We start from the raw sequence: 14,408 nt of genomic DNA on the forward strand, positions 1-14,408 counted from the left end.
CTAGCGCGCGAGGGCGCCCGGCGCCACCATCGCCTCCGCCGGCGCGCTGTAAAGCCGGGACCAGGGCGGTCCTCACGCCATGCCGACGCCCTTGAGGATCTGATAGCTGTGCACGACTTTGGTGAGCAGCTCCTCCATGGAGCGGTCGCCGCCATTGGAGTCCGGGTGATAGGCGCGCACCAGCTCGGCGTAGCGCTTGCGCACCTCGGCCTTGGTGGCGCCGGGCTCCAGGCTCAGCGTCTCATAGGCGCGTTTTTGCAGCCGGCCCATGGCCGCGTGCGGGTCTTCGGCTTCGCGCTGGCGGCGTTCCTGACCGGGCGGGGGGCGATCGCCGAAGATCGTGAACGGATCTTCAAAGCCTTCGTGGAAATCCTTGCTGGCGCGCTCGGCCTTCTTGCGGGCGGTGGATCCGGCCGCAAAGCTCCAGGTGGGGCGATGCCCGTAGAAATCCGCAGCCATGTGTTCGCGAGCGGCTTCCTCGCTCATACCTTCAAAGAAATTCCACTGCTTGTTGTATTCAGCAGCGTGGCTCTGGCAAAACCAGTAGAACTCGTTGCGCTTGGCGGCGCTCTTCGGCGAGCGGGCGGTGGCCTTCGAGCGGCACTTGGGATGTTCGCACACGCGCTCCTTGGCCGAAGGCTGGTCCTTCGGTTTCTTGATGCGTATGTCCACGAACCGTGGGCGGTATTTGTAATCTCCGTCCATGGGGCGAAGTATGGGGTGCTCCGCGCTCCGCGGCAACGAATGGAGGATAACGATTGCAACACGTAAAGCAGCGCCTTGAGGAAAAGCTCACCGCGGCCTTCGCGCCGGGCAGCCTCGAGATCAGCGACGACAGCGCGCTTCACGCCGGTCATTCCGGCGCCCGCGACGGCGGGGAAAGCCATTTTACGGTGGCGATCACGGCGGATGCTTTTGCAGGAAAATCGCGCGTCGAGCGCCACCGCATGGTCAACGCCGCGCTGAAAGACGAGCTCGCCGGACCGGTCCACGCCCTGGTGATCAAGGCCAGGGCGCCGGGAGAGTAGGGTCGGCGGCGTCGACGCCCCTTGATCTCAAAGCCCTGATTTCAGATCAATGAGGGGCGCCCGGCGGGGAGGGGCGCCTCATAAGACTGCACAGGATTGAACGCTGTAACCGGTCCGCGGCCCATGGTATTTCCCCGCCCATGACGACATCGCATCACACAGACCTCACCGTCCCGCACGAAACCGCGCGCCAGGCTGCGATCCACACGCCCTGGCCGGCCGCCCATGAGCTGTGGGAGGACGACATCCATCCGGCCCGCGAGGAGTTCGCCAGGTTTCTGGAGCTTGTCGCCGCGCCGGGGCGTGACGCAAAGCCGCTGCCGATTACGATCTATGCGGCGACGTCTGAGGCCGAGGCCGATGCGCGCCGGCGCGCTGGACATGTGGCCCGTGTGATCCGCGAGCCCTATGGCGATGTGTGGGCGCGCGACACCGGGCCGGTCTTCACGCAGGGTAAGGCCGGGCTGACGGCGGTGCGGTTCAGGTTCAACGGCTGGGGCGGCAAGTATGATCTGCCCGGCGATCAGTCGATCGGGGCGCGCATCGCCCGCGAAGCCGGGGCGGCGACCCTCGACGCCGATTTCATCTGTGAAGGCGGCGCGCTGGAGTTTGACGGCGAGGGCACGCTCATCACCACGCGCCAGTGCGTCCTGAACACCAACCGCAATCCGCGCCTCAGCCAGAGCGATTTCGAGGCGCGCATGGAGGCGCTGTTCGGCGTCACCAAGGTGATCTGGCTTGAAGAGGGGCTTCTGGGCGATCACACCGACGGCCATGTGGACAATCTGGCCCGCTTTGCAGCGCCGGGCCGCGTGGTGTGTCAGGCGCCGGCGGGGCCCGATGATCCCAACGCGAAAATCCTGAACCGCATCGCCCGTGATCTGGGCCGCGCCGTCGATGCGCGCGGGCGCCGGCTGGAGGTCCTGCGCATCGTCTCGCCGGGCCGGGTGGAGGTGGAGGCTGGAGAACCGGCGGCTGCGTCCCATATGAACTGGGTGGTGGGGCCGCGCCATGTGGTGATGCCGGCCTATAACGACCGGAGCGCGCTGGCGGCGCGCAGCTTGCAGCGCGCGTTTCCGGGGCGCAAAGTCGTCGCGTCAGGATCCAGCGCAATCCTGACCGGAGGTGGATCCTTCCATTGCGTGACCTGCAACCAGCCGGCGGGATGATCCCCCGGCCCCAATGGCGCCAGCGTCGAGGAGGCGCGTCCATGGACGGGCTGAAGCGCATCACGACAGGTCTGCTCGCTCTTGGCGGAGCGTTTGCGCTCGCCGGTCCGGCGATGGGGCAGGTCTATCCGCCTGAAGGTCAATCGCTGTCGCGCATGGGCGCGATCGAGACGGTACGCACTCACGCACAGACCAGCGCAGGCCTGCCCGCAGACGTCTCGGGCTCGGCTTTGGAAGATTCCGCCATGACCGCCAGCGCGGCGCGCGTCGCCAAGGCCTCGCCGCTGATGCGCCTTGAGCCGCCGGCCTATCTGGCCGCCCTCACCGAACGCCTGGATCAGGCCGCCACCTTCGACCGGACGGTGGGGCTCGCGGCCGCGATCATTGAAAACGGTCAGCTGGCGATGGTCTACACCGCCGGCGAAACCGCCGCAGGCTCCGGCGTGGCGGTCACCGAGCAGACCCGCTTTCGCGCCGCCTCGGTGTCGAAGAGCTTCACCGGCGTCCTGCTGGCCATTCTTGAGTCGCAGGGCCTGATCGATCTTGATGACGAGGTGCCCACCTCGATCCTCGATCTTAAAGGGCCCGACCAGCCCACCTGGCTTGAGCTGATGAGCCAGAGTTCAGGCCTGCCGCCCAACGCCTACGACAATCTCATCGAGGGCGGGGTGAGCGCCGCAGAGGCGCGCGCACGCCTTTCGACAGTGGATCTCGTGTGCCGTCCGGGCGAATGCTACACCTATCAGAACGTGGCGTTCTCCGCCGCCGAGCTGTTGATCGAGCAGGCCACCGGCCTGTCCTACGAAGACGCGGTGCGCCAGTATATCTTCGCGCCCTACGGGCTGACGACCGCGGGCGTGGGTGAGGACGATCTTGTTGCTGATCCCGACTGGGCGCGGCCCCACCGCGGCTGGGCGCGGGCCAGCGACCGGCCCGGCGGCGGCGCCAGCCGCTATGACCAGGTTCCCAGCGCGGCTTCGATCACCGTCTCGCTCAACGACATGATCGCCTGGGCGCAGGCCAATCTGGCCTGGATCGACGGCCTGCCCGTGGATGTGCGCGAGCGGGTCTTCACCCCCTACACTGTGAGCCCGCGTGAAACCCGCGGCCTCGGCCCCTTGCGCGCCCGCGTGGACGAGACGTATTACGGGCTCGGCTGGCGAGTGTATCAGTGGGGCGACCGCACCCTGATCGCGCACGCGGGCTATCTCTCCGGCTATGGCGCCCAGGTGGTGATGGAGCCTGAGACCGGCTTCGCCTTCGTCGCCCTTTGGAATGCGGACGGCCGCGCGCCCTGGAGGCTCTGGCCGACCGTGATGGATTTACGCACCGGGGACGGACCCGGCGACTGGCTTGATCAGATCGACTAGGGAACACACCGGGCCATGAGCGAGAAGCTGTCCATCGCCGTCCTGCAGGCGGCGTTCACGCGCGACCGCGCCGAAAACCTCCAGACGGTCAAAGAGCTCGTCCGCGAGGCCGCCGGCAAGGGCGCCAAGGTGATCCTGCCGCCCGAGCTGTTTCAGAACCTGTATTTCTGCAAGACGCAAAAGGAAGACTGGTTCGCCGAAGCCTTCCCTGCGCTCGAACACCCCTGCGTCACGGCGCTGGCGCCTTTGTCCGAAGAGCTGGACGTGGCGATCCCGGTCTCGATCTATGAGCGCGAGGGGCCGCGCTACTATAATTCCATCGTGATGCTGGACGGCGGCAAGCCGCTGGGCGTCTACCGCAAGGCTCATATCCCCGACGGGCCGGGCTATATGGAGAAGTATTACTTTCGCCCCGGCGACACCGGCTTCAAGGTCTGGGACACCAGGCACGGTAAAATCGGTGTGGGCATCTGCTGGGACCAGTGGTTCCCCGAAACCGCGCGCGCCATGGCGCTTCTGGGCGCCGAAGTGCTGCTCTATCCCACCGCCATCGGGTCAGAACCCCATGATGACGGCCTGGACACCGCCGCGCGCTGGCGCCGGGCCATGCAGGGCCACGCCGTCTCCAACGTCATGCCCATCGGCGCGGCCAACCGCACCGGCGACGAAGACGGCCAGGTCTTCTACGGCACCAGCTTCATCTGCGACCACGCCGGCGAAGTGGTGAGCGAGCTGGGCCGCAACGACACCGGTGTCCTGACGGCGGAGTTCGACCGGGCGTTCCTGGACCGCCACCGGGCGGCGTGGGGGTTCTTCCGGGATCGGCGGACGGATTTGTACGGGCCGTATTTTTCGTAGTGTCCGAAACCGGTCAAACCCGGTCCCCGGTTTCATCCCCGGCCCCGAGCCGGGGGGAAGACCGGGGTCCACCGCGCTTGATCGATGAAACGCGAAGCGAGCGGCGCCCCCGCGACAGCGCTCAAACCTGATCCGCCAATGGATCCCGGTCTCGCCCCCGGCTTGAAGCCGGGGATCGAACCGGGAACCGGGCGAGGGAGATGCGGCGGGCGCAATTTGCGCATCAGCAGACGGAAAATCTAAACCCCCGCCTTCGCCCTTATCTCTTCCGCACTCATCCCCGCCTCACGCATCGACCTTATCGTCACCGACTGATCCCGCTTGGCGAAGCGCTTGCCGTGTTCGTCGAGCAGGAGGCGGTGATGGCGGTAGACCGGGCGGGGCAGGTCCAGCAGGCGCTGGAGCAGGGCGTGCAGATGGGTGGCGAAGAACAGGTCCTGGCCGCGGATCACGTGGGTGATCCCTTGCAGGGCGTCGTCGTGGACGGCGGCCAGGTGATAGCTGGCGCCCACATCCTTGCGCCCCAGAATGACGTCGCCGAGGGTTTCCGGCCGCGCCTGCACCCGACCGTGCTCACCGTCCGGGCCTTCGCCCTCCTCGATGAAATGCAGCCCGTCGAAGGCTGAGCCCAGCGCGTCGCGGCAGGCGACGATGGAGAGGCGCCAGGCGTAGGGCTTGCCCCCTGAGATCAGCGCGGCCTCCTCGGCTTCGCTCAAGCGCGCGTCGGGGCCTTGATAGATCACGCCTTCGGGGCCTTCGCCGGGATGGTGGGGCGCGCGCTCGATATCCTCGGCGATCTCCTTGCGGGTCTTGAAGCAGCGATAGACGAGGCCGCGCCTTGCAAGCCCTTCCAGAGCGCGCGCGTAATCGGGGAAGTGCGCGCTCTGGCGGCGCACAGGTTTCGGCCAGTCGAGGCCCAGAAAGGCGAGATCGTCATAAATCGCCTGTTCAAACTCGGCTTTGCAGCGCGCGGTGTCGATATCCTCGATGCGCAAAAGGAACACGCCGCCGGCCGCGTGCGCGGCGCCGTAAGCGGTGAGCGCGGAGAAGGCGTGGCCCAGATGCAATAAGCCGGTGGGCGAGGGCGCGAAGCGGGTAATGAAGGCGTTCATGGATGAAGGATTAGCAGGCGCCTGCGCGCCGGTCACCGCTGCGCCTTTTCCCGCGCGCCGCGCCGGTTATGATCGCGCCGCAACAAGCCAATGGGAGAGGCGCACATGATCCTCATCGACGGGCCGCGCATCGCGCCCAAATCAGGCACGGCGAAAAAGCTGGTGGTGCTGTTTCACGGCTATGGCTCCAACGGCAAGGACCTGATCGGGCTGGCGCAGGCCTGGGCGCCCCACTTTCCAGATGTCGCCTGGGCCTCTCCGGATGCGCCGGAGCAAGTGCCGGGCTTTCCCGGCGGGTTTCAGTGGTTTCCCATCTCGCGCCTGGACCCCGATCTGATGGAGCAGGGCGTGCGCTCGGCCCACGCCAGCGCGGAGCAATTTGTAAAGTCCGAGCTCAAGCGCTGGGGGCTGGGACCGCAGGACGTGGTGCTGGTGGGCTTCTCTCAAGGCACGATGATGGCGCTGCACACCGGGCTGCGACGCGAAGCCGCCCCGGCGGGCATTCTGGGGTTTTCCGGCGCGCTGGCCGGGCCGGAACGGCTGAAGACCGAAATGACCTGCAAGCCGCCGGTCATGCTGATCCATGGCGATCAGGACGAGGTGCTGCCGCTGGGCATGACGCTCATGGCCGCCCAGGGGCTATGCGCCGCCGGGCACGGAGCGGAGTTTCATATCTCTCAAGGCATTCCCCATTCCATCGGTCCGGACGGGCTGGAGCTCGGGCAGCGCTTCATCGCCAATGCACTGGCCGGAAAGCTGGTCTAGACGAGGTCCAGACCCACATTGTCAAAGAGCGGTGTGCGCGGTGTCATGTCACCGTCACGCGAGTTCGGTTAAAGTCGCACCGTCTCGAAACCGCTGCTGATGATTCGTTTCGCGAATTCAGCAGCCTGGACTTTGAGGGAGGCGCGTCTTCAGGACGGCCATGACATATCGGGGTTTCACCCCTCGCCGCCAGCTCCCCGGCGCGGCTATAGCCGGGGGAGGCCGCCATGCGTGCGTTTAGAGCGCCGCCTCAGGATCTTCGTTGCCTGGTGCTGAACGCAGACTATCAGCCTTTGTCCTATTATCCGCTCTCCACCTGGCCCTGGCAGGAAGCGGTGAAGGCGGTGTTTCTGGAGCGCGTGGACATCGTCTCCGAATACGCCACCCCGATCCGAAGCCCCAGCTTCGAGATGGCCGCGCCCAGCGTTGTGGCCCTGCGCGATTACATCAACCAGGACCGGCCGCCGGCGTTCACACGCTTCAACGTGTTCCTGCGCGACGGCTTCCGCTGCCAGTATTGCGGCACCAACAAGCTCGATCAGCTCACCTTCGATCATGTGATCCCGCGCTCGAAAGGCGGGCGCACCACCTGGGACAATATCGTCGCCGCCTGCGCGCCCTGTAATCTGAAAAAGGGCGGCCGCACGCCGCGCGAAGCCAAGATGCCGCTGTTGCGCGAGGCCGACCGGCCCGGCATGCACCAGCTGCAATCCCAGGGCCGCCGATTCCCGCCGAAATACCTGCACGAAAGCTGGCTGGATTATCTCTACTGGGATGTCACGCTGGAGGCGTAAGGGAGCGCTTGCGGCTGTCAACAGCGTGAATTCCCGGACAAACCCGGCCACGGCCCGGGCGGAGATCCTGTTGTCGATCCGGGACCTTGATCAGGGTCACGCGCTTTATTCTGCACCAGGTCCCGGATCTTCGCCTTCGGCTCGTCCGGGAATTCAGGTATGGCTTCTGACATGACTCAAATGCGCACGCCCATCCTCGCCATCGCCTATGATTTCGACGGCACGTTGTCGCCCGGCTCCATGCAGGAGCACTCCTTCATTCCGGAGATCGGAGAGGATCCAGCGACGTTCTGGAAGCGGTCCAATGACGAGGCTGCAAAGCTGGGGGCGGACCGCACCCTGATTTACATGCACCACATGGTGCTCGCGGCGGAACGGGCGGAGAAGCCGTTTCAGCGTCGCCATATCCGCGCCCACGGCCAGACGGTCAGCCTGTTCAAGGGTGTCGAAGACTGGTTTGACCGGGTCAACGCCTGGGGCGCCGAGCGCGGCTTTGACGTGCGCCATTTCGTGATTTCGTCCGGACTTCGCGAAATGGTTCTGGGAACGAGCATTGGTGACAGGTTCGAGGACGTGTTCGCCTGCGAGTTCAAATACAACGCCAATGACGTGCCGGTTTGGCCAGCGCTGGCGGTGAATTACACGACCAAGACGCAGTTCCTGTTCCGCATCAACAAATGGGCGCTGGACCTGTCCGATGATCGGGCGGTGAATGCGTTCGTCCCCGAAGACGACCGGCCAGTGCCGTTCCGCAACATGATCTTCATCGGCGATGGCGAAACCGACGTTCCGTGCATGCGCACGGTCAAGGCCAATGGCGGGCTCTCTATTGCGGTGCACGCGCCGGACGACCAAAAGGGCGCGGCGACGGCCGCAAGCCTAACCGCTCAGGACCGGGTCCATCTTGCCTGCCCGGCCGACTACACCGAAGGCTCAGCCCTCGACACCTATGTGCGCGCCGCCATCGACAAGATGGCGGCCGTGGAACGGCTCAAGGCGCTGGAGCGGGGATAAGAAAAACCCCGGCTCGTTCGAGCCGGGGTCTTGCATTCTAGCGAAGCTTTTACAGAGGTTTAGCCCTCGCTCTCCATGGTTTCGTCCCACTCGCCCAGCGAGGCGAGGCCGTTCATCTTTGCGCGGTGGTTGAAGGCTTTCTGGCCGGCTTCGGTGTTCGAGCCGTTCCAGGCGGCCATCGGCGCGGCCTGCAGGGCGCGGCCATAGGAGAAGGTCAGGGGCCAGGGCAGATCAAAGCCCTCATTCATGATGTTCAGGTGCGCGGTGGCGTCCACATCCGACTGGCCGCCGGACAGGAAGGCGATGCCGGGAACGGCGGCGGGGACCGTGTTCATCAGGCATTGCACGGTCATTTCGGCGACCTCGTCGCGGCTCGGCTGGTCTTTTGATTTGGCGCCGGCGACGACCATGTTCGGCTTCAGCACCGTGCCTTCGAGAATCACGCCTTGCGCAAACAGCTCCTCATAGAGGCGGCGCAGCGTGTATTCGGTCACCTCGTAGCAGCGCTCGATGGAGTGGTCGCCGTCCATGAGGACTTCGGGCTCCACGATGGGAACGATATTGGCTTCCTGGCACAGGGCCGCGTAGCGGGCCAGGGCGTGCACATTGGTGTTCACGCAATACTGGGACGGGATGCTCTCATCGCCGTTTCGGCCGATATCGATCACGCCGCGCCATTTGGCGAACCGAGCGCCGAGCTTGTAATAGGCGTTCAGCCGGTCGCGCAGACCATCGAGGCCCTCGGTCACGGTCTCGCCGGGCGAACCGGCCAGGTCTTTCGCGCCCGCGTCCACCTTGATGCCGGGGATGGAGCCGGCGTCTTCGATCAGCTTCACCAGCGGCGTGCCGTCGGCGGCGTTCTGGCGAATGGTTTCATCAAACAGGATGACGCCGGAGACGTGCGCGCGCATGGCCGGCTCGGTGCGGAACAGCATCTCGCGCCAGCTGCGGCGATTGTCCTCGGTGTTCTCAAGCCCGATCGTGTCAAAGCGCCTCTTGATCGTGCCGGTGCTTTCATCGGCGGCCAGAATGCCCTTGCCCGGAGCGACCATGCGCAGGGCGACGTCGTTAAGCTGATCGAGATCCATGTGCTTCCCCCAAGAAGAGTGGTGTGGTGCGGGCGCCCGCGGGCGCGTTACTCGCCCCGCGCGCTGCGCGGGTCAAGCGGTTCAGTCTTTCAGCGCGTCGATGCCGGGCAGGGATTTACCCTCCAGCCATTCCAGAAACGCCCCGCCGGCGGTGGAGACGAAGGTGAAATCGTCGGCGACCCCGGCCTGGTTGAGCGCGGCCACCGTATCGCCGCCGCCGGCAACGGCCACAAGCCCGTGATTGACGCAGCGCCGGGCGGCGAAACGGGCGGCCTCCACCGTTGCGGTGTCAAAGGGCGGGGTTTCAAACGCGCCCAGCGGACCGTTCCAGACCAGCGTGCGCGCACCCTCGATGGCGTCGGCCAGGGCGTCCACCGTCTCCGGCCCGCAATCGAGCATCATCTCGTTCGCCTTGAGGGCGTCCACATCGGCCACGCGGCGGTCTGCGTGGGCCTTGAACTCGGTGGTCACCACCCCGTCCACCGGCAGAAGGATCGCCGAGCCGGCGGCGTTGGCGGCCTCGAGGATCTCGCGCGCGGTGCCCAGAAGGTCACGCTCATAAAGGCTGGCGCCCATGTCATGGCCCTTGGCGGCCAGGAAGGTGTTGGCCATGGCCCCGCCTACGAAGAGCCGGTCGACCTTGGCCACCAGATTCTTCAAAAGATCGAGCTTGGTGGAGACCTTCGCCCCGCCCACCACCGCCAGAAGCGGGCGGGTGGGGTTTTCCAGCGCCGCGGTGACATAGTCCAGCTCACGCTGGAGCGACAGCCCGGCATAGGCCGGCAGGATTCGCGCCACCCCTTCGGTGGAGGCATGGGCGCGGTGCGCGGCGGAGAAGGCGTCGTTCACATAGACATCGGCGAGTTTGGCCATCTCGGCCGAGAAGCCGGGATCGTTGGCTTCCTCGCCGCCGTGGAAGCGGGTGTTCTCCAGCAGCAGAACATCGCCCTCGCCCAGGCTGGCGCTGGCCGCCTCGGCGTCGGGCCCGACGCAGTCGGAGACGAACTTCACCTCGTGATCGATCAGCTCGGACAGCGGTGTCGCCACCGGCGCCAGGCTCAGGGTCATGTCGCGCCGCCCACGGGGCCGGCCGAAATGCGCCGCCAGGATCACCTTCGCGCCCTCGCGGCGCAACAGTGCGATCGTGGGCAGGGCGGCTTTGAGCCGCGTGTCGTCGGTGATCTGGCCGTTCGCCATGGGGACGTTGAAGTCCACCCGCACCAGTACGCGCTTGCCGGCGATGTCAGCGTCCTGAAGGCGTCGGATCATGAGGTTTTCCTTGAAATCTGGCCTGGGCCGCGCGGGCGGGCCGCGTCGCTAAAGGAAGCGGCCCATCGCCTTGGCGGTGTCCACCATGCGGCAGGCGAAGCCCCATTCATTATCATACCACGTCATCACCCGCACCAGGCGCTCATCGATGACATTGGTCTTGTCCAGCGCGACGATGGAGGAGCGCGGGTCGTGGTTGTAATCCACGCTCACCAGCGGCGCGGTGTCATAGCCGAGGATGCCCTTCATGGGACCGTCGGCGGCGGCGCGGACGGCGGCGTTGATCTCTTCGATGCTGGTGGCCTTGCCCGGGGTGAACACAAGGTCGATCACCGAAACGTTGGGCGTGGGCACGCGCACGGCGGCGCCGTCGAGCTTGCCTTTAAGCTCGGGCAGAACCTCGCCCACCGCCTTGGCCGCGCCGGTGGTGGTGGGCACCATGGACAGCGCCGCGGCGCGCGCCCGGTGAAGATCCTTGTGATTGCGGTCCAGCGTCGGCTGGTCGCCGGTATAGGAGTGGATCGTGGTCATGTGGCCGCGCTCGATGCCGACCGCGTCGTTGAGCACCTTGGCCACCGGCGCCAGGCCGTTGGTGGTGCAGCTGGCGTTGGAGACCACCAGATCGGCCGCCGTGAGCTGGTCGTGATTGACGCCGTAGACGATGGTCCTGTCGGCGTTCTTGGCCGGAGCCGAGCACAGGACGCGCTTGGCGCCGGCGTCCAAATGGGCGGACGCCTTGGCCTTGTCATTAAAGGCGCCGGTGCATTCCATCACCAGGTCGATCCCCATATCCGCCCAGGGCAGCTTGGCGGGGTCGCGTTCATTGACCTTGATGATCTTGCCGAAGCCCGGATCGATCCAGTCGTCGCCGGTCTTCACTTCGCTGGCGAAGCGGCCATGGACGCTGTCATAGGCGAACAGGTGCGCGATCGCCTCGGCCGAGCCGCTGTTATTGATGGCCACGATCTCGACTTCGTCCCAGCGCTTGTGCTCAAGCACTGCACGCAGAGCCAGACGGCCGATCCGGCCAAACCCGTTGATCGCCACACGAAGGGCCATGATGCGCTCCTGATTTGCGTTGGTGCGCCGCGCCCGCCGGGCGGCGAACGGCGCGCTTTGAAACTCGCGCGGGGTTTAGACGAGCGCGCGCCAAAGGTCCATACGCGCGCACGGCGGCGGCGCGCGGGCCTTGCATCGCCGCGCGCAGCCTGCCAGAACCTCTCACAATTACGTGAAAGCACGTCCATAAATCACCGGAGTCCCAGATGAAAGTACTCGTGCTCGGCGGAGACGGTTTCTGCGGTTGGCCGTCGGCCCTTCATCTGTCAGCCCGCGGCCATGAGGTCGTGGTGGTCGACAATCTGTCCCGCCGCAAGATCGATATCGAGCTTGAAGTCGAGAGCCTGACCCCGATCCGTCCCATCGGCGAGCGCCTTCGCGCCTGGAAGGAAGTGTCGGGCAAGGACATCAAGTTCGTCGATCTCAATGTCGGCAAGGACTATCAGGAACTCGTCGATCTGATCCTGTTGGAAAAGCCGGATTCCATCGTCCACTTCGCCGAGCAGCGCGCCGCGCCCTATTCCATGAAAAGCGCGCGTCACAAGCGCTATACGGTGGACAATAATCTGAACGCCACCAATGACGTGCTCGCCGCCATCGTGGACACCGGGCTGGACATCCATCTGGTGCACCTGGGCACGATGGGCGTTTACGGCTACGGCACGGCGGGAATGAAGATCCCCGAAGGCTATCTGAAAGTGAAGATCGAGACGTCCGAGGGCCTGAAGGATCAGGAGATCCTTTACCCGGCCAATCCCGGCTCGATCTATCACATGACCAAGACCCAGGATCAGCTGTTCTTCCACTTCTACAACAAGAACGACAAGGTGAAGATCACCGACCTTCACCAGGGCATCGTCTGGGGCACCCAGACTGAAGAGACCAAGAAGGACGAGCGCCTGATCAACCGGTTCGACTATGACGGGGATTACGGCACCGTTCTGAACCGCTTCCTGATGCAGGGCGCCGTGAACTTCCCGCTCACCGTGCACGGCACGGGCGGTCAGACCCGCGCCTTCATCCACATCCAGGACACGGTGCGCTGCATCCAGCTGGCGGTGGAGAATCCGCCCCAGACCGGGGAGCGCGTGCGCATCATGAACCAGATGACCGAGACCCACCGGGTCCGCGAACTGGCCAAGATGATCGCGGACATGACCGGGGTGGAGACCGCCTTCCTGCCCAATCCGCGCAACGAGGCCGACGAGAACGACCTCCACGTGGAGAACGACACCTTCCTCTCCATGGGCCTCAAACCCATCACGCTGGCCGAAGGCCTGATGGAGGAAGTCACCGAGATCGCCAAGAAATACGCCGATCGGTGCGACCGCTCGAAGGTGAAATCGGTGTCCTACTGGAACAAGGACCGCGCCGCCGCGGACAAGGAAAGCGCGTAAGATCTGCGCCGCCGCCGCTTTGAAAAGCCGGGCCCTTCGGGTCCGGCTTTTTTCTTGCCGGGTCGGGCGTGATCCCGCCGCGCTGGAAGGCTGGACGGGGCGGTATGTTTACGCGAGGCTCGCCCCCGATTTCCGGGGAGGCCGACCATGACTGACAGCCCAACTCAGACTGGCGAAAACAGAATCGCTTGCGGTGGCGACGCCGTGGACGCGCCGCCGGTGCGCGAGGCGGTGGCGCGCCATCTGTGCACTGATTGCGGCGTGTCACGGATGGAGGATCCCAAGGCCTGCGGCCGGGCCTGCCAGTTCATCAAGCCGGATTACGAGCGGCTGGAAGAGAAGGTGCACGGGCGCACGCGTGATCCGAATCGAACGGACGAGCTTCATTTCGGTCCGTTCCGGCGCATGGTCAAAGCCGCACTCTCTGCGCCGCGCGAGGGCGCCCAGTGGACCGGAATCGCCACGCGCCTGGCCGAAGTGCTGCTGGAGCGCGGCGCGGTGGACGTGGTGCTCACCGTGGCGCCTGATCCCGAAGACCGCTGGAAGCCGGTGCCGGTTCTGGTGACGCGCGCGGAGGGCATGAAATTCGTGCGCGGCATGCGCATGGGCTATGCGCCGCTCCTGGCGCTGCTGGAGCCGGTGCGCGAGCGCGGATACAAGCGCGTCGCGGTCATCGGCATTCCCTGTCAGGTCTATGCGCTGCGGGCGCTGGAGGACGAGCTCGGGCTCGACAAGCTCTACGTCATCGGCACGCCGTGCTCGGACAACACCACCACCGAGCGCTTCCACGAGTTTCTCGCCCTGCTCTCCGATCGGCCCGAGACGATCACCTATCTGGAATTTCGCGCCGACTATCATGTGGAACTTCGCTTTGAGAGCGGCGCCACGAAGACGATCCCGTTTCTCAAGCTTCCCATCTCCAAGCTGCCGCCGGACTTCTTCCCGCTCACCTGCCGCACCTGCGTGGATTACACCAATGTCCTGGCCGACATCACCGTGGGCTATATGGCCGGCGAGGGGGAGCAATGGCTGCTGGTGCGCAACGAAACCGGCGAGGAGCTGATCTCCCTCATCGAGGACGAGGTCCATCTGTCCGCCCCCGGCGACAAGGGCAAGCGCAAGACCGCGGTGACCGGTTTCATCACCAATACCGAGCGCGCCGCGGGCGGACTGCCGCTGCGCGGCATGCCGGGCTGGGTGCGTCCGCTGGTGGCCTGGCTGATGCCGAAGATCGGGCCGCGCGGCCTGGAGTTCGCCCGCGCACGGGTGGAGATGAAGGCGTCGGAAACCGTGCTTCACCTGCGCCGCCAGGAGCCGCGCCGGATGAAATCCATGATTCCAGATCATGTCTGGAAGCTGGTCGCGCCTTACGGGCTGGCGCCTCAATCGGGTGAGACCGGCGACTCCGACACAGGTGCAGGGGATCGCGAGACCACCGACCGGACCGGGGTTGAAACCCCCTGACAGGCCTTGCCTGCCTGGTGT

At 65.6% G+C, this 14,408-nt stretch carries 14 protein-coding genes; 9 read left to right on the plus strand and 5 right to left on the minus strand.

Annotation, left to right across the window (positions count from 1 at the left end):
* Positions 1-72: 72 nt before the first annotated feature.
* Positions 73-705, minus strand: a complete 633-nt coding sequence (locus ACWCOP_RS02610; RefSeq protein WP_478249674.1) for a J domain-containing protein — start codon at positions 703-705, stop codon at positions 73-75.
* 53 nt (positions 706-758) lie between these two features.
* On the opposite strand from ACWCOP_RS02610, the gene ACWCOP_RS02615 reads away from it, so the two are divergent.
* From ACWCOP_RS02615 to aguB, 4 genes are all read left to right on the plus strand, one after another.
* Complete coding sequence (locus tag ACWCOP_RS02615; RefSeq protein ID WP_478249675.1) at positions 759-1,028, plus strand: BolA family protein; 270 nt, start codon at positions 759-761, stop codon at positions 1,026-1,028.
* 140 nt (positions 1,029-1,168) lie between these two features.
* Positions 1,169-2,197, plus strand: a complete 1,029-nt coding sequence (locus ACWCOP_RS02620) for an agmatine deiminase family protein (RefSeq protein WP_478249676.1) — start codon at positions 1,169-1,171, stop codon at positions 2,195-2,197.
* A gap of 41 nt (positions 2,198-2,238) precedes the next feature.
* On the plus strand, positions 2,239-3,567 hold the full coding sequence (locus ACWCOP_RS02625; RefSeq protein WP_478249677.1) for a serine hydrolase domain-containing protein: 1,329 nt from the start codon (positions 2,239-2,241) through the stop codon (positions 3,565-3,567).
* 15 nt (positions 3,568-3,582) lie between these two features.
* Positions 3,583-4,425, plus strand: a complete 843-nt coding sequence (gene aguB / locus ACWCOP_RS02630; RefSeq protein WP_478249678.1) for an N-carbamoylputrescine amidase — start codon at positions 3,583-3,585, stop codon at positions 4,423-4,425.
* Between the two features lie 239 nt (positions 4,426-4,664).
* Here the strand turns inward: aguB and gluQRS are convergent, their stop codons facing one another.
* Positions 4,665-5,537, minus strand: coding sequence for a tRNA glutamyl-Q(34) synthetase GluQRS (gluQRS, locus tag ACWCOP_RS02635; RefSeq protein ID WP_478249679.1), 873 nt, complete (start codon positions 5,535-5,537; stop codon positions 4,665-4,667).
* 105 nt (positions 5,538-5,642) lie between these two features.
* On the opposite strand from gluQRS, the gene ACWCOP_RS02640 reads away from it, so the two are divergent.
* The 3 genes from ACWCOP_RS02640 to ACWCOP_RS02650 all read left to right on the plus strand — a co-directional run bounded on the left by ACWCOP_RS02640 (position 5,643) and on the right by ACWCOP_RS02650 (position 8,110).
* Positions 5,643-6,302 carry an alpha/beta hydrolase gene (locus tag ACWCOP_RS02640; RefSeq protein WP_478249680.1) on the plus strand — a complete coding sequence of 220 codons (660 nt, stop codon included), beginning with the start codon at positions 5,643-5,645 and terminating at the stop codon, positions 6,300-6,302.
* Positions 6,303-6,529: 227 nt separating this feature from the next.
* Positions 6,530-7,096, plus strand: coding sequence for an HNH endonuclease (locus tag ACWCOP_RS02645; RefSeq protein ID WP_478249681.1), 567 nt, complete (start codon positions 6,530-6,532; stop codon positions 7,094-7,096).
* A 171-nt stretch (positions 7,097-7,267) separates the two neighbouring features.
* Positions 7,268-8,110: an HAD family hydrolase gene (locus ACWCOP_RS02650; RefSeq protein ID WP_478249682.1), complete on the plus strand. Its 843-nt coding sequence runs from the start codon at positions 7,268-7,270 to the stop codon at positions 8,108-8,110.
* A gap of 59 nt (positions 8,111-8,169) precedes the next feature.
* On the opposite strand, the gene ACWCOP_RS02655 is transcribed toward ACWCOP_RS02650, so the two are convergent.
* From ACWCOP_RS02655 to gap, 3 genes are all read right to left on the minus strand, one after another.
* Positions 8,170-9,198 carry a class I fructose-bisphosphate aldolase gene (locus ACWCOP_RS02655; protein WP_478249683.1) on the minus strand — a complete coding sequence of 343 codons (1,029 nt, stop codon included), beginning with the start codon at positions 9,196-9,198 and terminating at the stop codon, positions 8,170-8,172.
* Positions 9,199-9,279: 81 nt separating this feature from the next.
* Positions 9,280-10,467 carry a phosphoglycerate kinase gene (locus ACWCOP_RS02660; protein ID WP_478249684.1) on the minus strand — a complete coding sequence of 396 codons (1,188 nt, stop codon included), beginning with the start codon at positions 10,465-10,467 and terminating at the stop codon, positions 9,280-9,282.
* A 48-nt stretch (positions 10,468-10,515) separates the two neighbouring features.
* Positions 10,516-11,526 carry a type I glyceraldehyde-3-phosphate dehydrogenase gene (gene gap / locus ACWCOP_RS02665; protein ID WP_478249685.1) on the minus strand — a complete coding sequence of 337 codons (1,011 nt, stop codon included), beginning with the start codon at positions 11,524-11,526 and terminating at the stop codon, positions 10,516-10,518.
* Positions 11,527-11,732: 206 nt separating this feature from the next.
* On the opposite strand from gap, the gene ACWCOP_RS02670 reads away from it, so the two are divergent.
* Both ACWCOP_RS02670 and ACWCOP_RS02675 read left to right on the plus strand, forming a co-directional pair.
* Positions 11,733-12,923 (plus strand): NAD-dependent epimerase/dehydratase family protein, encoded by a 1,191-nt coding sequence (locus ACWCOP_RS02670; RefSeq protein ID WP_478249686.1) that lies wholly within the window; start codon positions 11,733-11,735, stop codon positions 12,921-12,923.
* 147 nt (positions 12,924-13,070) lie between these two features.
* Entirely contained in the window at positions 13,071-14,387 is a 1,317-nt protein-coding gene (locus tag ACWCOP_RS02675) for a Coenzyme F420 hydrogenase/dehydrogenase, beta subunit C-terminal domain (protein ID WP_478249687.1), read from the plus strand.
* The last annotated feature ends 21 nt before the right edge of the window (positions 14,388-14,408 follow it).

Source organism: Apolloniradiicaulis salifontis, assembly GCF_053756655.1.